The sequence below is a fragment of the Mesorhizobium sp. M0500 genome, from assembly GCF_040321165.1.
In the GTDB taxonomy this organism is placed as follows: Bacteria; Pseudomonadota; Alphaproteobacteria; order Rhizobiales; family Rhizobiaceae; genus Mesorhizobium.
On record NZ_JAMYRB010000031.1, the window covers coordinates 33311 to 52264 of the forward strand.

Consider the following 18954-nt stretch of genomic DNA (forward strand, 5'->3'; position numbering starts at 1 on the left):
GACTGGGAAGAAAGCTGCTTGCACAGGCGTTTGGTCCGTGCTTATTTATTCACCAACTGGTTACTTATGGAGGAGAGGCATGCACCCTGGCGAAAAGAGGAAATTCGGCCGAACAGAACTTGACGTCACGACGTTCGGCTTTGGGACCGCGCCCCTCGGCAACATTTTCCGCGAGATCGACGAAGCCACAGCCGGGGATATGTTCGAACGCGCATGGGCCGCCGGCGTACGGTTCTTCGACACCGCGCCGATGTATGGCCACGGGCTTGCCGAACTGCGCACGAGCCACGCCCTGCGCTGGAAGGAGCGAGACGATTTCGTCCTCTCCTCCAAGGTCGGGCGCCTGCTGCGACCGGCACGGCGCGACACCATCGATTTTGCGCCGTGGACGAATGCTGCGCCCTTCACCATGCATTTCGACTACAGTTACGACGGCACGATGCGCGCCTTCGAGGACAGCCTGCAGCGGCTGGGGTTGGAGCGGATGGACATGTGTTTCATCCATGACATCGACGTTTTCACACGCGGGAGCGAGCAGCCGGAAGTGTTCGAGCAGGCGATGGACGGCGCCTGGCGCGCGCTGGAGCGGCTGCGCTCGGAAAAGGTCGTGAAGGCGATCGGCGTCGGCGTCAACGAATGGCAGGTCTGCCATGAGGCCCTCCGCCGTCACGATTTCGACTGCTTCCTGCTGGCCGGCCGCTACACCCTCCTCGAACAGGACGCGCTCGACGCGTTCCTTCCGCTGTGCGAGGCACGTGGCGCGGCGGTCGTCGTGGGCGGCGGCTTCAATTCGGGAATCCTTGCCACCGGCGCGAAGGAAGGGGCGAAGTACAATTACGCGCCGGCGCCGCGCGACATCCTGGAAAAGGTCGCGAAGATCGAGGTGGTCTGTGCGGCGCATGGCGTGCCGCTGGCCGCCGCCGCACTGCAATTCGTGCTCGCCCATCCTGCCGTACCCTCTTTCATGGCGGGCACGCGCACGGTCGAACAGCTTGACCAGAACCTTGCCTGGTTCTCCCATCCGATCCCGGCAGAGTTCTGGGCGGATCTCAAGAGGCAGGGCCTATTGCGCGAGGACGCACCCGTTCCGGGCTGAGCTCGCATCAGCCCGCGCTGCAACAAGCGGCGCGGGCAACCTCTAACGGATCAGGATTGCCCTGAAGTCATTGACATTGGTTCCTGTCGGGCCGGGCACGAACAGGTCGCCCAAACGATGAAACGCCGTCCAGGCGTCGTTGCCGGCAAGCAGTGCGGCAGGATCCGCCCCCAGTTCCCGCAGGCGCCCCATGCTGGCGCCGTCGGCAAAGGCCCCCGCATTGTCCTCTGAGCCATCGATACCATCCGTATCGGCGGCAAGTGCTGCAAACGGCACACCTTCGCCTGCGAGCGCGAGCGACAACAAAAACTCCGTGTTGCGTCCACCCTTGCCACGTCCCTTGATCGTCACCGTCGTTTCTCCGCCGGAGAGGATGACGACGGGACGCAAGAACGGGCGGTCACGGCTGGCGACCTCGCGAGCGATAGCGGCGTGAACACCCGCGACGTCGCGTGCCTCCCCCTCTATGCAGTCCGATAGAATGACGGCGGGCACGCCGAGCGCCTCCGACCGTTGCGCGGCAGCCTCCAGTGAGAGGCGTGCAGAAGCGATGATGTGGACCTCATGACTGGCAAAGGCTGAGTCATGAGGCGATGGCGGCTGGCCCACGTCTTCATCAAGCCAAGCCAGGATCCGCTCGGGCAGCTTGACACCCCATGTCTTGACCAGTGCGCGCGCCTCTTTGCGATTGCTTGCATCCGGCACGGTCGGTCCACTGGCGACCTGCGCCGGGTCGTCGCCAGGCACATCGGAGACAACGAGCGTCACAACCCTTGCAGGATGACATGCGGCGGCGAGCCGCCCACCCTTAATGCCGGAGACCTGCTTGCGAATAGCGTTCATGACGGAAATCGGCGCACCGCCCGCCAGCAGCGCGCTGTTTAGAGCGGCTTCATCCTTCAGCGTGAGATCGCCGGGCGGGGCTGGGAGCAGGGCGGACCCGCCGCCACAGATCAGCGCCACGACGAGATCATTCTCACCAAGCCCCTTTACAGCGTCGAAAAGCGATTGAGACGCTTCAAGCCCTGCAACATCCGGAACGGGATGGGCAGCCTCCAGCACACGGATCCTCTGGCAGGCCGCCGAATAGCCATAACGCGTCACCACAACCCCTTCCAGTGGGCCATCCCACAGCCTTTCGAAAGCCGCGGCAAGCTGCGCGGCGCCCTTGCCCGCGCCGATGACGACGGTCTTTCCTTTGGGTCGGGTCGGTAGATATGTGCTTAAGGCCTTTTCGGGAGCCGCGGCTTCGATCGCTGCGCGAAAGAGTTGTGCGAGAAAATCTTTGTCTTCAGGCTTCATGAGACCGCCAAACGGATCAGGAGTATGCGATGACCGAAAGCTATCTGTCGAAACGCGCCGGCCGCTTCTGCCTGTGGGCCGCCAGCCCTTCCGTGAGATCTTCGGATGCAGCCGCCACCGCGCCGGCCAAGGCCTCTACGACCCGTTCGCTCTCCTCGTGCTCGGCGGCATTGATCAGCATCTTCGTCAATTCTGTCGCCCTTGGAGATCGCTTCAGCACGCGGGCCGCGGCGGCCTGTGCGGCGGCGCCACCCTCGCCCGTGGGCACGACCTGATCAACGAGCCCGAGCGCGATGGCCTCATCAACTGAGTAGACTTCGCCAAAAAGCGCCATGCGGCGGACAAGCTGCGTGCCGAAGCGGCGCGAGGCGCGCTGCGTGCCGGACCAGCCGGGAATGATGCCGAGGCCGGCCTCCGGCTGGCCGATCTTCACATGCACTTCGGCGATACGCAGGTCCGCGCAGGCAGCAAGCTCCAGCCCGCCGCCGAGCGCGTGGCCGTTCAGCACCGCGATCAGTGGAACCGTGAGGCGGGCCAGCGCATCGAAGGCGCCGTGTCCGTCGCGCAGCCAGCGGCGCGAGAACGTGTCGGCGTCGAGGCTGCTCCACGCCTCGATATCGCCCCCCGCGCAAAAGGACCTGCCGCCCTCTCCCGACAGGATCGCAACTCGGGCATCCGAGCGCTCGATGGTACGGCAGGCCCGCAACAGCGCATCGACCATGTCCTCGTCGATCGCGTTCAGCTTTTCCGGCCGTCGCAGGGTGAGCCGCGCAAGGTGTCCCTCGATTCGGAGTTCGATGCGCGGATCGCTCACAGCGCCAGCCCCATGGTGCCAGCGCGGAATAGCGCATCGTCCATCACCCTGAGCGTCTGCGAGACGCGTAACGGCGTCGCCGCCTGGTCGAGGACGTCACGCTGAAGGTCGAGGCCGGGGGCGATCTCTGTTATCACAAGTCCGTCCGTATCAAGCTCTATTACGCAGCGCTCCGTGACACATGTGATCTCCTGCCCCTGCGCGCGGGCGCGCTTGCCAGAAAAACTGACCTGATCAACTTTTGGCACGAACTTGGCGATGCGGCCCTCCATGTCGATCACCAACCGGCCGTCCTCGATGTGCATCTTGGCGCCTGCATTGAAATTGCCGGAGAAGACGATTTTTTTCGCACGCGACGTGATATCGACAAAACCGCCGGCGCCAGCGGTGCGGTGTGGCGTTGCCGCCAGGCGGCTGACATTGACCGAGCCCTCGGCGTCGATTTCCAGGAAGGACAGGAGCGAGCAGTCGAAGCCGCCCGCCTGGAAGTAACAGAACTGATGGGGCGAGGCGACGAAGGCCTCGGCGTTGGAGGCACAGCCGAACTTGAAATCGAGAAGCGGCACGCCGCCGACGGCGCCCTGCTCGATCACCCAGGTGATTTTGCCGTGCAGCCCCTCCTCGATGAGGATGCGCGGCACGTTGGCCGAAATGCCGAAGCCGATATTGACGGCCCAGCCATCCTGCAGTTCCCGCGCCACGCGGCGGGCGATGACCTTGCCAACATCGAGGGCCGGCAGGCGGAAGGTTTCGAGCGGCCGGAAGAGCTCGCCGGAAATCGCCGGGTCATAGGGCGTCGCCGTCGTCTGCAATTGATCGGGCGCCTCGACGATGACGTCGACGAGGATGCCGGGGACGCGCACGTCATGGGGCCGCAGGGTGCCGCTGGCCGCCACCCGCTTGACCTGCGCTATGACCAGACCGCCGGAATTGCGGGCGGCCAGCGCCATTTCCATAGCGCCGAGAGTCGCACCCTCCTGTTCGAAGGTGAGGTTGCCCTTCTCGTCGGAGGTCGTCGCACGGATGATCGCAACATCGGGGCGAAGCGCCGGGAAATGCAGCCAGTCCTCTCCCGCGAACGAAACCCGCTGAACGATCGGCTCGGCGCGCGCACTCGCATTCATCGCGCAGCCTTCCTGATCGGGATCGACGAAGGTCTCCATGCCGACCTTGGTGAGCACGCCCGGACGCTTGGCGGCGCCCTCCCGGAGCATGTCGAAGACGATGCCGGAGGGCACGTTCCAGGCGGCGAGCTCCTCCTTGAGGATCATCTGCCAGACCAGCGGCGGCTCGGCATTGCTTGGCCCCGAGGGATAGGAGCCGCCGATGATCTTCTTCAGCATGCCCGGCTTGGCGATGTGGTCAACACCACGGGTGCCAAAGAAGTCGCCGGCCGCGATCGGGTGAATGGAGGTGAGACCGCGCGGATGGCCTTCGCGATCAAAGCGTTCGCCTAGCGCCTTGAGAACGGCCTCAGGGCAACACAGGCCCGACGAAGAGTTGACTGCAACGACCGCACCATCCCTGACGAGTTGGGCCGCCTCCTCCGCCGTCTTTACCTTCTTCATCGACTTCACCTCCGTTCCGCATTGCATTAAGTAACTAACTAGTTATAGATTAAACACGGCCTGGGCAATCAGGCAAGCAGGTTTTTCGCGTCGACGCGCATGGCGCCATCGATGCTCCCAGACAGCCAAGGAGGAGGCATGAACATCTATTTCCAGAAGAGCTTTCAGCGCGGCTTCGGCACCTTTCCGCTGAAGGGAAACGACCTCAGACACGCGATCGCTGCCGCCATCGGCGCCGGTTACCGAGCGTTCGATACGGCGCAGATGTACGGCAATGAGGCCGATACGGGTGCGGCACTCGCAGTCTGCAGCGTCGCGCGGGAAGAGCTCTGCATTACCACGAAGGTGCATCCGGACAACTATTCAGAAGAAAAATTCCTGCCCTCGGTCGAGGCCAGCCTGAAGTCATTGCAGATCGATCGCCTCGATGCGCTTCTCCTGCACTGGCCGCCGGCAGACGGTGACGTCGCGCCATCCCTGCGCCTCCTGCAATCCGCCCGGGACAGGGGTCTTACGGATACCATCGGCGTCTCGAACTATACCGCACGCATGATGCATGTGGCGCGCGCCGTGGTCGAAGGACCGCTCGTCACCAACCAAGTGGAGTTTCACCCGCTGGTCAACCAGCAGAAGCTCCTCGCCGCCGCATCGGAGACGGGCATCCCGCTTTCCTCCTACGCGTCCATCGCCCGCGGCGAAGTGTTCAAGCACCGTCTTTTCGCCGAGATCGGCAAAACCTACGGAAAATCTGCTGCACAGGTCGTGCTGCGCTGGACTCTCCAGAAGGGTGTGCCGCTCAACACGATGTCGACGAAGCCGGAAAACATCCGGGGGAATTTCGACATCATGGATTTCACGCTGTCGTCCATCGACATGGACAGGATCGACGCCCTGAACGCGACCGGTTACCGCATTGTCAAGCCGGGGCAACTGCCCTGGGTCCCCCAATGGGACTGACGCAAAAGGGCGGCCGCAAGGCCGCCCTTTTGCTTGAGACGCCTCGATCGATCAGGCATTGCCGCGGATCATGTCCGATGCCTTTTCGCCGATCATGATAGTCACCGCATTGGTATTGGAGCCGACGAGGCTCGGCATGATGGAACTGTCGCAGATGCGGATGCCATCGAGGCCGTGGACGCGCAGTTGCGGGTCGACCACCGACATCTCGTCCCGCCCCATCTTGCAGGTGCAGGTGGGGTGATAGGAGGTACGCCCGTATTGGCGCGCATAGGCGACATAGTCTTCCTGCGTGCGCACGTTTCTATCGGGAAAATGCAACGTTTTGATGCATTTCTGCAGGGAAGGCTGGCCAAAGATTTCCTGACTGATCTTCACGCCTTCAGCGGAAATCCTTACATCGTCGGGGTCGCCGAGGAAGTTCGGATCGATAACGGGCAAGGCGCGCGGATCGGCCGAGCGCAAGGTCACGGTTCCGCGCGACTTCGGCCGAAGCGTATAGGAGTTGAGCGTGATGCCGGACGCGCCCTTCGGCACGCTCGGTACGCCTGCCTCCGCCCCCGCGCCCGCAAGGAAGTGGAACTGCAGGTCCGGGGTCGGGCTCGCCTCGTCGCCATACCAGAACGCCCCACCCTGCACGAGGTTGGAGGTGATGCGGCTCGCCTTGTCGCCATACCAGAACGCCCCACCCTCCACGAGGTTGGAGGTGATGGGGCCGGACTTGAAGAGTGTGTACTGAATGCCTGCCCAGATCGACCAGTGCAACTTGTTGTATTTGTCGAGGCTATCGTGGTTCTTCAGTTCCGCGACGATGTCGACGCCAAAATGGTCCTGGAGGTTCTGCCCTACGCCGGCCATGTCCTGCACCACCTCGATGCCGTGGCTGTTGAGCGCATCGGCCGGCCCGACGCCGGAGAGCATCATCAGCTTCGGCGTGCCGATGGCGCCAGAGGTAAGAATCACTTCGCTTTCCGCCCGCGCCGTCGTGCGGTAGCCGCCGGCCTCATAGTCGACGCCCACCGCACGGAGTCCCTCGAAGACAATGCGCAGGACAAGCGCACCGGTGACGACCGTCAGGTTCGGACGCTTCAGGGCCGGACGCAGATAGCCGACGGCCGCCGAGCAGCGCCGGTTGTCGCGCGTCGTCGTCTGGTAGACGCCCGCCCCCTCCTGCACCGGGCCATTGAAATCCGGATTGTAGGGAATGCCGAACTCCTGGCAGCTCTGCACGAAGGCGCGCGTCATGCGTTGCGGCTCGGGGATGTTGGAGACGCCGAGCGGGCCATCCGTTCCATGCCAGGCACCGGAGAGGATCGAATTGCCCTCCGATCGCAGGAAATATTTCTGGATGTCCTTGAAGCCCCACCCTTCCGCGCCTTCCTCGACCCAGCGATCATAATCGGCGGGCACACCACGCGTGAAAACCTCGGCATTGATCGACGACCCGCCCCCGAGCACCTTGGCCTGCGCGTAAAGGATCTCACGGTTGTTGGCGTGCTTCTGGGGCGCGGTCTTCAGGCCCCAAGTGAGCGGCCCCGTCGTCATCTTAGCGAAGCCAACGGGCATGTGGATGAGCGGATTGGTATCGCGCCCGCCCGCCTCGATGAGGCACACTCGCGCGGACGGGTTTTCCGAAAGCCGCGCCGCCAGCACGCACCCGGAGGTACCGCCGCCGACGATCACATAGTCATAGCCAGCGGCCATCATGCGATCCAATGCGTGCGCTTGCCGATCTCGACATGAACGGACTTCACCTGCGTATATTCCTCTACCCCATACATGCCGGCCTCTCGGCCCCAGCCGGACTGCTTGAAGCCGCCGAGCGGCATTTCGGGACCGCCGGCCATGATCGTGTTGACCCAGAAGCGCCCGGCGCGAACCCGGCGGCTCACCATCAGTGCCTTGTCGATATTCTTCGTCCAGACGCTCGCCGCAAGACCGTAAACCGTGTCATTGGCAAGCTTGATGGCTTCTTCCAACGTATCGAAATGCATGGAGCACAGCACGGGGCCGAAAATCTCGTCGCGGGCGATGACCATGTCGCATGAAACGCCGGAGAAGAGCGTCGGCGCGATATACTGGCCGCGACCAAGATTGATCGGCCCGCCGCCGGTGAGAAGTTTTGCGCCCTCGGCCTTGCCCTTCGCGATGTAGTCGAGGATCGTGGCGTTCTGCGCCTCTGTCGTAATGGCCCCGACCTGAGTCGCCTCGTCCAGCGGATCGCCGACGCGGATCTTCTTCATTTTTTCGACGAGCAGCTTTTCGAATTCGGCGGCGATGGAGCGCTCGACGATCAGGCGCGAGGAGGAGACGCAGCATTGCCCGGTGTTACAGCTGATGCCGAAGGCCGCGCCGTCGGCGGCGTCTTCCAGATCGGCATCGGCGAAGACGATGATGGGGTTCTTGCCGCCAAGCTCCAGGCCGAGCTTCTTGAAGTTGCTGTCGGCTGCCGCGTGGACGCAGGAGCGGCCGACGGCTGTCGAGCCGGTGAAGGACAGCATGTCGACGTCAGGATGCTCGGACAGCGCCTGGCCAATCCTGCGGCCGGCACCGGTGATGACGTTGTAGACACCGGCCGGAAGGCCCGCTTCCGCCAGCACTTCGGCGAGCAGCAGCGTCGTTGCAGCGGTGACTTCCGACGGCTTCACGATCATCGTGCAGCCAGAGGCGAGGATGAAGGGCACGCGCTCGCAGAGGATCAGGAACGGGAAGTTCCAGGGCGTGATGAGGCCGACGACGCCGATCGGCTCGCGCAGCACCATGCCGAAGAGATCGTCGCCGAGCGAGTTGAAGCTGTCTCCGTGCAGCATGCGCGCCGCACCGGCGCCCGTTTGGAAGCAGGCGATGCAGTGATCGATTTCACCTCGCCCTTGGGAGATCGGCTTGCCGTTTTCCAGCGCCTCCCAATAGGCGATTTCGTCGCGACGGCGGCGCAAGATTTCAGCAACGCGCAACAGGACGCTTCCGCGGGCCGCACCCGAAAGGCCAGCCCAGCGGCGATCTTCGAAGGCGCGGCGTGCCGCGGCGACGGCGGCGTTCAGATCATCGACCGTGCAACGAACCGTGCGCGTGACAGGCGTGCCGTGGCCGGGCGACGTGCGTTCGAAGTATTGCGCGCCGTCTTTCCACTCGCCATCGACGAAAAAGCCGAAGGTGCGCGCTGCGGCCGGTGCAGAAAGGAACGGGTTTTTCTGGTCCACGGGATACCTCCACTTCGATAGGTCTTACGCCGCAATGGCGATTTGCGTCTTCAGGTCGTGCGGCCGTTCCCCGAGGGTGTCGAAAGCCGCCTGGATATTCTCCAGGGAGTAGCTCGCCTTGGTGAAATCATCCGTGCGGAACCGGCCATGCGATAGAAGGGTCAATGCGTCATGCATATCCTCCCCCATGCCCGCGACGGAGCCCTTGAGGCTCGTCTCCTCCAGAACCGTGCGGAGGATATCGAGGGGGACCGTCTCGCCCCGCGACGTGATGCCGAAGAAGGCGATGTGCCCGCCGCGGCGCGTCAGGTCGAAAGCCTGTTCATAGAGCTTTCTGTTGCCGACGCTTTCGACCACCAGATCCGCGCCGCGTCCGCCGGTCATCCGCAGCACGGTTTTCTTGAGCTCGGCCGGATCGGACACCGCCGCATCCGCGCCGGCTTCGAGAGCCATCCGGGAGCGCTCGGCGGACAGATCGGCGACGATAATGGGGGCCGCGCCGACGAGCCGCATCATCTGCACATGAAGATTGCCGATCGGCCCTGCGCCGAAGATTACGACCGACTGGCCGAAGGTCGCCCTCGCCTTGCGCGCGGCGCGGACGACGCAGGCGACCGGCTCGGTGAGGACGAGAACTTCGTCAGCGATGTTAGCCTCAACGGGGATCGCGAGGCGCGCGGGCACGGCGACGAATTCGGCGAAAGCCCCATCCCTGCCGATGCCGACCTGGGTGACCTCGGCGCAGTTCAACACCTCATTACGCCGGCACCAGAAGCATGTGCCGCAGCCGATATTAATGTCGACGACCACGCGCGTACCAGGCGCCAGATGGCGCACATTGGTGCCCATCTCAGCAATCGTGCCGCAGAACTCATGGCCGGGGATCAGCGGCAATTGGTCAGCGGCGTAGTGGCCGTTGAAGATATGGATATCCGTGCCGCAAATGCCTGTGCGCGTTACCCGCACCAGTACATCATCCGGCCCGACGGACGGCACCGGAACGTCGCGGAGTTCGAAGCGCTTCGGCGCAGTGAGGACAGCGGCGCGCATGGTGCTCATGGCCAGATCCTCACTTCACGGTGCGCAGCTTTGCGCGGTCGATGGTCAGCGCGATGGCGACGATCAGCACGACGCCGAAAACCATCTGCTGGCGCGTCGCGTCGATCTCGAAATAGAGCATCGAGGCGCGGATGACGGCAACAATGAGCGTACCGACCACGGTGTTGACGACACCGCCGACGCCACCTGTCAGCGGCGTACCACCGACGAGCACCGCAACGATGGCCGGCAGCAGGAAGCCGTTGGCGATCGTCGGCGCACCGCCCGAAAGCTTTACAGCAAAGAGGAGGCCGGCAATGGCGGCGAGTGCGCCCGAGATCGCGAAAGCAAGAATCTTGTAGCGGGCGACATTGAGGCCTGAGGCCGCGGCCGCGAGTTCGCCGGCACCGACGGCCTTCAGGGCACGGCCAAGCGTCGTGCGTCGCTCGATGAAGAGGCAGATCGCGACGAGCGCCGCGGCAATCAGCAGCTCATGCGGCACGCCCCAGGTGCGGCCGATCATCCAGCCGAAGGTCTCGTTGCGCTGTGTGGCATCCATGTTGAGTGCGCGCTGGCCGGAGAGCCATTGCGCAATAGAAAAGGCGACACCGCCGACAGCGAGCGTGGAGATGAAGGACGGCACGAAAAGCCGCGTCGTCACATAACCGGAGAGCATGCCGAGCAGGAAGCCGGCAAGCACGCACAGCACGGCGACCCACGCCCCCATGGAGGCGAGATATACCGAGGCGACGACCGTCACCATGTTCGCCATGGACTGGGCCGAAAGATCGATGCCCCCGATATAGATAGCAAAGGTGAGCCCGAGCGCCATGATGAAGAGCGGCACGATATCCCCGGCGATGCCGAGTAGGTTCGAAGGGCGCAGGAAGCCGGGATCGTTGACGCCGACGATCGCGACGAGCACGACCAGCGTGATCCAGGGTAGGTGCGGTTTGAGGCGCTGAATATCCATCTCTTCCCTCAGATCATATGGTGCAGCAGGTCGAAGGGCGTGGGCTTGGCGCCCGGCTTACAGGCGAATTGCTTCTGGATGCGCCCGTCCTTGACGACGATGATGGTGTGCGACAGGCCGATCCCTTCTTCCAGCGTATCGGCGACGAGCACGATGCCGACGCCTGCCTCGCCCATCGCGCGGATCATGTCGTAGACGTCTTCCTTCGCGCCGATGTCGAGGCCGCGCGTCGGGTGGTCGAGCAACATGATGTCGGAGCCGGCGGAACGCCATTTGGCCAGCACGACCTTCTGCTGATTGCCGCCCGAGAGATTGCCGCAATCGGCAAATTCCGAATGTGCCTTGATCGAGAGTTTCTTGATCCAGTCGCGCGCCAGCGCCCGCTCCTCGTTAACGCGCAGTACCCCCCCGCTCGAATGGTTCCGCATCTGCGAGAGCGTCATGTTCTCGTAGACGTTCATGCCGGCGACGATGCCTTCGATCTTGCGTTCGCGCGGCACATAGCCGACCCCATGGGCGACCGACTGGCGCGGCGAATAGCCTGTGGCGTCAGCGCCCTTGATCTTGAGACGGCCGGTCGCCGGCGTCAGCATGCCGTAGATCGTGCGCAGGATCGCCTCGCGCCCGGAACCTTCCGTGCCGACGAGACACAGGACTTCACCGGCATGCACTTTGAACGAGATATCCTGGATGCTGCCCGGCAGTCCGACGGCCGCCATCTCGACCAGCACCTTCGAGCCATCGAACGGCTTCTGCAGGTGTTCTCGGTAATATTGCTTGTCGACGTTGCGGCCGACCATCTTGTGCTGGATGGCCTCCGCCGTCGCGCCGCCCCGCTCTACCACGTCGACCACCTCGCCGTCCTTCATGACATAGATGCGGTCGGAGAGCTCCATCACCTCTTCCATGCGATGCGAAACGAAGATGAAGGAGGCGCGCGTCGTCAGCTCCCGCACAAGCTTGAAGAGCAGCTCGACCTCTTCCTTCGATAGAACCGAGGTCGGCTCGTCGAGCAGGATGACGAGGTCGCCCTTCACCCGCTCCTCCAGTGTCAGAACCTTGGCGAGTTCGACAAGCTGGCGCTGGGCGAAGGAGAGTTTCGAGGTCACCGTCACCGGGTCGATGTCGAGCTTCACCTTGGCGAGCTGCGCCTTGGCCGCGCTCGCCATCGCCTTCCAGTCGACCACGCCGAAGCGGACGAACTGGCGCTCGTAGCCGAGAAAGATGTTCTCCATGACAGAGAGGTTCGGGATCAGGGACTGTTCCTGGAACACCATCCCGATGCCCTTTTCCATCGCCTGGCGCGGATTGGCGAAGCGAACGGACGCGCCGTTGATAAGGACCTGGCCGCCATCCGGCTGGTAGGCGCCGTAGATGACCTTCATCAGCGTGGATTTGCCGGCGCCGTTCTCACCGACGAGACCGACGATCTCACCGCGCTTGATGTGGAAATTGATAGACTTCAGCGCGTGGACGCCGGGGAATTTCTTGTCGACGGCTTTCAGCTCGTACATGGCGCTCCTCACTTAACGAAGGAAACCATCTTGCGGTCGGTGGAAAGCACCACCGCAAGAATGACGAGGAGGCCCAGCACTCCGTCCTGGAGGAAATCGGGCAGACCGATGACGACCATGCCGTTGTCGATGACGTTGACGATAAGAACGCCGACGAGCGCGTTCCACACGCCGCCGATGCCGCCCCAGAGCGCCACGCCACCGACGACCACAGAGGTGATGGAGACGAACATGAAGTTTGCGCCCGTCACAGATTCCGCCTGCCCGATGCGGGCGACGACGAGGATCGCGGCGATGGCGTAGAAGACGCCGGCGAGCGCAAAGCCGGTGACGCGGACGCGGGTGACGTTGAGGCCCGAGGCGTGAGCGAGGTCCTCGCCGCCGCCGACAGCGTAGAAATTGCGGCCGAGCGTCGTGTGGGTTTGGATGAACCTGCCGACGAACAGGAAGAGGGCCGCGACATAGACCATCAGCGGGAAGCCGAGCCAGCGCACCGTGAGCAGGCCGCGGAAGGTGGCATCGCTGACCTTCACGATATCACCGCCGGTCAGCAGGATCGCGGCACCGGTGCCGACAAAGCCCATGGCGAGGCTTGCCATGAAGGACGGGATCTTCAGTTTCACATGCACCAGCCCGTTCAAGAGCCCGAGCATGCCGCCGAGCACAAGCACAAGCGGAATGGCTATCCAGCCGAAGCCGGCGAGCGTGCCGCCAAGCTGGGCGAAGATGAAGGCGAAGGAGACCGCCGTGAGCGAGACCGTTCCCTCCATGGAAAGGTCGATCGAACCCATGACGATGATGAAGGTGACGCCGACGGCGACCATGAGCGCCGGGGCCGCCGCGATCGCGATACGGGCAAAGTTCCGCAAGGAAAAGAAGGTCGGGTTGAGTGCGGTGAAAAAGATCAGCAGCGCGATCAGCACCAGTAGCGGCGCCCACTTGATCAAGGTTTCGCGCGAAAGGCGACGTGTCACGTCAGACACCCCTCTAATGGTTTCGCAGGAGATGTGGCGGCAGCGTACGGCTGCCGCCCTGCCTATGGTCAGGACTTGTACTGGATCTGACCGTTCGACGGGCCCCAGAAGTCCTTCCAGTCGTAGGTCGGCACGGAATCCAGGTACTTCGCCTTGAATTCCGCCGCGTCCTTGGCCGTAACGAGAATCGTCGGGCCATAGAATTCGCGATGCTCCTTCGGCTCCTCGGAAGGTTTGAAGGTGCCGATGGCGGCATGGTAGGCGAGTGCAGCGCTGATGCCGCCGCCCCAATGCGGATTGGTGAAGACGGTGGCGAGTAGCTGACCATCCATGACCATCTGCACGGCTTCCGGATTGCCGTCATAGGCGACGATCGGCATGTTCTCGATGCCCTCGGCACGCAGCGCCTCGATGACGCCGTAGGCTATGTTGTCATTGGCGCAATGCACGCCCTTGATCTTGTCACCGTAGCGCGTCAGGAACGAGGCCATCAGTGCCGCGCCCTTCTGTGTGTCCCAGTCGGCCGGCTCGGCATCGAGCAGCTCGACCTTCGGGAAGTCCTTCAGTGCGTTCTTGAGGCCGTTGAGGCGCTCGACGGCCGGATTGTTGGCTGCGATGCCGCCGAGATGGACCACGCCACCCTCACCGCCCATGGCTTTGAAGAGGATGCGGGCGGTTTCTTCCGCCGGCTTTTCGTCCGACCAGGTCATGTGCGAGACATAGTTGTCGCCGATGTCCCAGGGGTGCAGGTCGTCGGTCTTGTTCCAGATCGTCGACACATAGGCGCCGGCAGCTTGAACGGCCTCGACGACCGGACGGGCGTTCGGGCTGTCATTGGCATCGCAGGCAATGGCGCAATTGCCATTGTTCTTGGCAAGGAAGGCCTTGATGTCAGCGAGCGACTTTTCCGTCGAGCCCTCGTTGATAAGGCTGATGAGTGTGCTCTTCGGCTTGCCGAGCGACTCCACGAAGGCCTCGCCGCCGGAGACGACAGAGTTCCAGTATGCCGAGGCGCGGTCGCGGTAGCTCCAGGCAATCGCCGGGTCTGTCAGCGCGGCGCGTGCGATGCCGCCACCGAATAGTCCCGGCACGGCAGCCGCGCCCATGCCGGCCGCAGCTGCGAACAGAAAATTGCGACGGCTGACCGTTTCGCGCTCGATGAAATCCTTGATAAAGGTCGACATTGGTTCCTCCCAATCTTCGATTGAAACGCTTCGCGCGTCACGACTGGCGCTGCTGTCGACAGGAGAGCCTTGCCTTCGGGCGAGGCGCTCCGGCGTGACCTACGCCATTTAACGCACTAACCAGTTACTTCTTTTAGTTTGCCCAAGTCAAGCGGTTTCAGTATGATCAAGACAAGCAATCGCGTCGAACGGCTGTGACGGACGGCGACGCGCGTGTATGAGTTGCAGGGAAGAAATCCCGACCGCGGCAGAGGGCAGGCGCAAAACATGACGGGCGAACGAAACGAAAAACCGGGACGAAAACCGCGCATCCGCGACGCGAAAGCCACCAAAGCGCGCATCCTCGAGGCGGCAAAAAAAGAATTTGCAAAGAAAGGCTTGGGTGGGGCGCGCGTCGACGACATCGCAGAGAAGGCGAAGGCCAACAAGCGCATGATCTACCACTATTTCGAGAGCAAGGAGGGCCTGTTCCAGACCATTCTCGAAGAGGCCTATCTCGATATTCGCAACGCCGAGCAGAAGCTGCACCTGGAAGATCTTGACCCGAAGGCAGCGCTCGAAAAACTGGTGCGCTTCACCTGGGAATACTACCTGAAGAACCCGGAATTTCTGACGCTCGTCAACAGCGAAAATCTGCATCGAGCCAAGCACCTGAAAAAGTCGGAGATCGTCAAGGTCTCCAGCAGGAAGCTCGTGAACTTGGTCTCGAGCATCCTTGAGCGCGGGGTGAAGGCGGGCGTCCTCCGCGACGGCATCGATCCCGTGCAGCTCAACATCACCATCGCGGCCGTCGGCTACTACTACCTGACAAACCGCTTCACCGGTTCGATCATCTACGAGCGGGACCTGATGGCCAAGGACGCCCTGGAGCAGCGCATCCAGTTCAATATCGATACGATCATGCGGCTCGTTGCCGCTTGACGTTACCGGCCGGCGGCACATTCCCTGAAACGGTCCGGAATCAAGGAAGTCGCGGCGGTGGCAGGCGTCGGTCGCAACGGCATCTTACGTGCTTTCGGGAACCGGCCGACCCTCCGAAGCGACACGCAAGCAGGTGCTGGCGGCGGCGGATGGGTTGTGTTGCAAAGTTTTTCTGCGTCATGAAGGTGGTCGAGACCGACCGCTGTCATGCCGCCAGTATGGCGAACTGCTCGGCCAGGGAGGGATTTGGGTTGAACGCGTACCTTGCCTGTCGCTTGTCCGCGAGGCCTCGGCAAACAAACGGGCTGCGGCGGCAGTTGGATGAAGTCGCCGCCCGGCGTGTAGAAGGCGCGATTGCCGCCGATGCGAATTTCTGCGCCGCTGGGAGCGATGAACGCCTCGGCCTGCGGGATGATTTCGCGTTTGGGCAGCGGCTCAGACTGGGTGTAAAACTGCTCGGGCAGGCCCTCGCACTGCGCGACATTGAAGACGGTGAAACGCTTGAGGAAGGGCACCGCCTGCGGCTCGGTGTCTTCTTTTCTAGCGCGTTCCTTCTCGTTCTTCGGGATGAAGCGATCGGCATGAACGATAGTCGAGCCGTGCTCGCCTTTTCGACATTGCCGCAAGCGAAAGCGCCTGCCGGAAGGTGAGCCAGTTCTGGCCGGGGTGGCCGCGCTCGATCAGCGCGCCCCACAGGATCAGGATGTTGATGCCGGAACGTTGCGACCGGTGGCGGCATTCTTCGGCAAGCCAAGAGCTGATTTGGCGCTGCCCCAAGGGTTTGACCCAAGGCAGCGAGCCCCGCTCCAGATCTGCGATGATGCGGTCGGTGATCTCGCAATAAAGGCTCGCCCTTGGAGCCTCGTTCTTGTTCCCGCCCACTTCGCCACGGGCACCACGCTTGCCGGTCTGCGCATGATCTTCGTTTCCGGTCGCTAATCTCCCGCGCCTTACCCGTGAGTGGGGTGGGCGGCAGAAAGCGACTGGCTTGGCCCGCTGAACGAGGCGGGCCGCACCCGGAGGGCCGCAACGGAGTGGAGAATGTGAGCCAAGCAGGCATTGCGGCACGCCGCAGCGGGCTTAGAAAGGAGCGTCGCCCACCCCGCGAGCGGGGGCTGGCAACACAAAACAAAACCGCATCGCGAAGCGATGGCCTGAAGCAGCTATCAAATCGCCCTGACCGGCATATCGCTCAAGAGCGACTTGCAGGGCTACATTTGCTTTGAACGTTCTGGGAATGGTGCCGAGCGGTGATCATCGCGCTGACGAGGAGCTCCTGACTATGCCGTAGGATAAGTTCATCACGTCATTGAGGAAGCCGTGGTGACGCCGGCCTGATTCCGTCCACACCTTTGCGCCGGATTCGACCGTTCCCGGCTACTCCGGAGTTTCGTTCCGAGCCCCTTGCCGGCGAAAGCGGGATATGGTGCAGCTGCCATAACATAGCGACGGTATGTGATGAGTTTAGTTTGGGCCGGTGCTTTCGTTGAGAAGCCAAGCCCCGCCCGCGCTCTCCACGCCGGATCGGGCCGCAGCGCTGCGCCGGCTCCCGCTCAGCCTCCAACGAATAGAAAGTCTGCTGTCCGGCGCTCCAGGAAGTATGCGTCTCAATCCGCAAACAGGATAGGCGGCAACGCGAGCCGAGGGCGCAGCGCAGTTGGCCAGTTGGCCTATCGCTTGGGCTTGCGGGTCGCTCGCGAGCACGGCGACGACGCGCTTCAAACTCCCTTGCCGCGCTCTGATGGGTCATATCCGACGGCTGTACCAGGCAGCAAGAGGCCGAAGAGATGACCCGTGCCAGAGCTCGGTTTAATCGCCGCGCAGAATCTTTGCTTCGAGTGCGGCCACGACGAAAGCGCCTCGAGCAGCTGGCGACCGAGCCTTCCCACGCAGCACCTGCAGACACACGTCCATTGCTATCCTACTCTTCTCGGTCTGACGACCAATATCCCGCAGCAAGATAGCGGCGGCGTCATTGACGTCGAGCACGATACGCTCTGAGCCATGGCGGCCGACCTGCACAATGACTGGCCTTTCGAATCTGCTCGAGCCGGCCATCTCCCCTCCCCCTTCCCTCCTTGACAGCCAGTCTGCGGCGGCAGGCCGAATGCTAAACCGAATGTTACTCGCGCCTCGCCCCAGTCGCATCGGCGAATAGGATTTAGACTTTTGCGGTGCCCGCTTTGCAGGCAGCAATCCACTGCATCGCAGAGGTCGCATCCTCTAATATGCCAACCTGCTTTGCAAAGTCGTAAAGCGCGTTACGCGCCGCACCTACAGGCTTGTGCCCATCGTAGGCATCATGGCACGTCCTAAGGGCAGTTTCGTGGGCACGATCTCTGCGATCTGGCGGCCATTCATCGAGATGATCGATGGCTTCGGCAAGACTTGCAATCTCTTGCACGATGTAGGTGGAGCGCTTCACGAAAATGGGGCTGCTGAAAGCCTCGGCCTTCATTTGTTCCTCCCGACCTGCTGAACAGCCAGTTCACGTGAGGCAGGGGCCACATCGGCGCCCGCCGATCGTCGCACAAAGTGTTGTCGGCGCGATGACGCTTCAAGAGGGAAACGCGGGCGTGATGCCATCGGCCATTGGCCGAAGCATCTCAAGGCGCTCTCAATGGTCAAGCGGTGGCCGGTTCTCTCCGCTTCGTTCGGTATGCTCTGCATTCGAACGGCAAGTTGCAGTTCCTTTGCGGCGGGATCGACACCCCAGCCGAGGGAAGCTCGAATCCTTGCCTACCTCATTGACGAGCTCAACCCGGTCAGTGATGCAGATTGCATAGAAGAAAACTCGCCAAGTTCGCCGACACAAAACGCCTGCGGTATGCGCACGGCGCCCGCGCCTGGGAATGGATTGAACGAGCCCCTGGAATGCTACCAGGCACCCTCGGCCCGTAGTCGAAGTCACGCATGGAGAGGCGGATGCGGTAAAACGCGCACGCCGGGGTTCGCAGCGGAGATGAAGAAACCGCCTCGGTAACGAGGTAAGGCGCTTTATCCCTACTCAAGCCAGGCCAAGCGCCGGGGCTGCGGCAGCGGGTGCGTCAGGGATGCGTGCCCGAAGGGGTGAAGACGACCGCAGGCCGGCTTCAGCGAAGCCCGCAGCCCGGCCCGCAGGGAGACGCCCACCTGATCTCTTCCCGCGCCGATCCGCGAGGCATCGATAAGCCAGGCGCGGCATGCGCCCTTCTCATCCGTCGAGAACCACTGCGGTCGCGTCGACGCAGATCCCCACTGCCGCAGGTCTTGCTCGGAATTGCGATAGCGATGCCAAGAAATGGAAAGTGCCGAAGAATACGATTGTTCGCTCTTTACCAAAACTTCTGGGTCGTGTCCCCAGACGTGGTGTAGCTCGGCGGTAGCGAAGCCGCTCGCGAGCGCGCCCTCAACAGCGCCGTAGCGAGCGAGCG

General features: G+C 62.8%; 15 protein-coding genes and 2 pseudogenes. 3 read left to right on the top strand and 14 right to left on the bottom strand.

Features of this window, described 5'->3' with window-relative positions:
• Window positions 1-79 precede the first annotated feature (79 nt).
• On the top strand, window positions 80-1096 hold the full coding sequence (locus NKI70_RS29715) for an aldo/keto reductase (protein WP_352578185.1): 1017 nt from the start codon (window positions 80-82) through the stop codon (window positions 1094-1096).
• A gap of 42 nt (window positions 1097-1138) precedes the next feature.
• On the opposite strand, the gene NKI70_RS29720 is transcribed toward NKI70_RS29715, so the two are convergent.
• The 3 genes from NKI70_RS29720 to NKI70_RS29730 are packed head-to-tail and all read right to left on the bottom strand — an operon-like array spanning window position 1139 to window position 4780.
• Window positions 1139-2398, bottom strand: coding sequence for a glycerate kinase type-2 family protein (locus NKI70_RS29720; RefSeq protein ID WP_352642352.1), 1260 nt, complete (start codon window positions 2396-2398; stop codon window positions 1139-1141).
• Window positions 2399-2438: 40 nt separating this feature from the next.
• Complete coding sequence (locus NKI70_RS29725) at window positions 2439-3212, bottom strand: enoyl-CoA hydratase/isomerase family protein (protein ID WP_352642354.1); 774 nt, start codon at window positions 3210-3212, stop codon at window positions 2439-2441.
• Window positions 3209-4780, bottom strand: coding sequence for an acyl CoA:acetate/3-ketoacid CoA transferase (locus NKI70_RS29730; RefSeq protein ID WP_352578182.1), 1572 nt, complete (start codon window positions 4778-4780; stop codon window positions 3209-3211). The genes NKI70_RS29725 and NKI70_RS29730 overlap by 4 nt, the downstream gene beginning before the upstream one ends.
• 138 nt (window positions 4781-4918) lie before the next feature.
• Here NKI70_RS29730 and NKI70_RS29735 point away from each other — a divergent pair, with 138 nt between their 5' ends.
• Window positions 4919-5737 (top strand): aldo/keto reductase, encoded by an 819-nt coding sequence (locus tag NKI70_RS29735; protein WP_352496356.1) that lies wholly within the window; start codon window positions 4919-4921, stop codon window positions 5735-5737.
• Window positions 5738-5788: 51 nt separating this feature from the next.
• On the opposite strand, the gene NKI70_RS29740 is transcribed toward NKI70_RS29735, so the two are convergent.
• The 7 genes from NKI70_RS29740 to NKI70_RS29770 all read right to left on the bottom strand — a co-directional run bounded on the left by NKI70_RS29740 (window position 5789) and on the right by NKI70_RS29770 (window position 14620).
• On the bottom strand, window positions 5789-7441 hold the full coding sequence (locus NKI70_RS29740) for a GMC family oxidoreductase (protein ID WP_352725807.1): 1653 nt from the start codon (window positions 7439-7441) through the stop codon (window positions 5789-5791).
• Window positions 7441-8937, bottom strand: coding sequence for an aldehyde dehydrogenase family protein (locus NKI70_RS29745; RefSeq protein ID WP_352725809.1), 1497 nt, complete (start codon window positions 8935-8937; stop codon window positions 7441-7443). The genes NKI70_RS29740 and NKI70_RS29745 overlap by 1 nt, the downstream gene beginning before the upstream one ends.
• A gap of 24 nt (window positions 8938-8961) precedes the next feature.
• Entirely contained in the window at window positions 8962-9996 is a 1035-nt protein-coding gene (locus tag NKI70_RS29750; RefSeq protein WP_352642358.1) for a zinc-dependent alcohol dehydrogenase, read from the bottom strand.
• Between the two features lie 10 nt (window positions 9997-10006).
• On the bottom strand, window positions 10007-10948 hold the full coding sequence (locus NKI70_RS29755; protein WP_352496352.1) for an ABC transporter permease: 942 nt from the start codon (window positions 10946-10948) through the stop codon (window positions 10007-10009).
• 8 nt (window positions 10949-10956) lie between these two features.
• Window positions 10957-12462, bottom strand: coding sequence for a sugar ABC transporter ATP-binding protein (locus tag NKI70_RS29760; RefSeq protein WP_352578180.1), 1506 nt, complete (start codon window positions 12460-12462; stop codon window positions 10957-10959).
• Between the two features lie 8 nt (window positions 12463-12470).
• Complete coding sequence (locus NKI70_RS29765; RefSeq protein ID WP_352496350.1) at window positions 12471-13436, bottom strand: ABC transporter permease; 966 nt, start codon at window positions 13434-13436, stop codon at window positions 12471-12473.
• Window positions 13437-13504: 68 nt separating this feature from the next.
• Window positions 13505-14620 carry a sugar ABC transporter substrate-binding protein gene (locus NKI70_RS29770; protein ID WP_352578179.1) on the bottom strand — a complete coding sequence of 372 codons (1116 nt, stop codon included), beginning with the start codon at window positions 14618-14620 and terminating at the stop codon, window positions 13505-13507.
• A 267-nt stretch (window positions 14621-14887) separates the two neighbouring features.
• Here NKI70_RS29770 and NKI70_RS29775 point away from each other — a divergent pair, with 267 nt between their 5' ends.
• Window positions 14888-15541: a TetR/AcrR family transcriptional regulator gene (locus NKI70_RS29775; protein ID WP_352725812.1), complete on the top strand. Its 654-nt coding sequence runs from the start codon at window positions 14888-14890 to the stop codon at window positions 15539-15541.
• Between the two features lie 353 nt (window positions 15542-15894).
• Here the strand turns inward: NKI70_RS29775 and NKI70_RS29780 are convergent.
• From NKI70_RS29780 to NKI70_RS29795, 4 genes and pseudogenes are all read right to left on the bottom strand, one after another.
• Window positions 15895-16609: pseudogene (locus tag NKI70_RS29780) on the bottom strand (ArdC-like ssDNA-binding domain-containing protein); the annotation flags it as partial.
• Window positions 16610-17350: 741 nt separating this feature from the next.
• The gene (locus NKI70_RS29785; RefSeq protein WP_352578178.1) at window positions 17351-17599 is read right to left on the bottom strand and encodes a DUF982 domain-containing protein; all 249 of its coding nucleotides are present in this window, start codon (window positions 17597-17599) and stop codon (window positions 17351-17353) included.
• A 103-nt stretch (window positions 17600-17702) separates the two neighbouring features.
• Window positions 17703-17999, bottom strand: a complete 297-nt coding sequence (locus NKI70_RS29790; protein ID WP_352578177.1) for a DUF982 domain-containing protein — start codon at window positions 17997-17999, stop codon at window positions 17703-17705.
• Between the two features lie 545 nt (window positions 18000-18544).
• Window positions 18545-18954 (bottom strand): annotated as a pseudogene (locus tag NKI70_RS29795) (hypothetical protein); the annotation flags it as partial.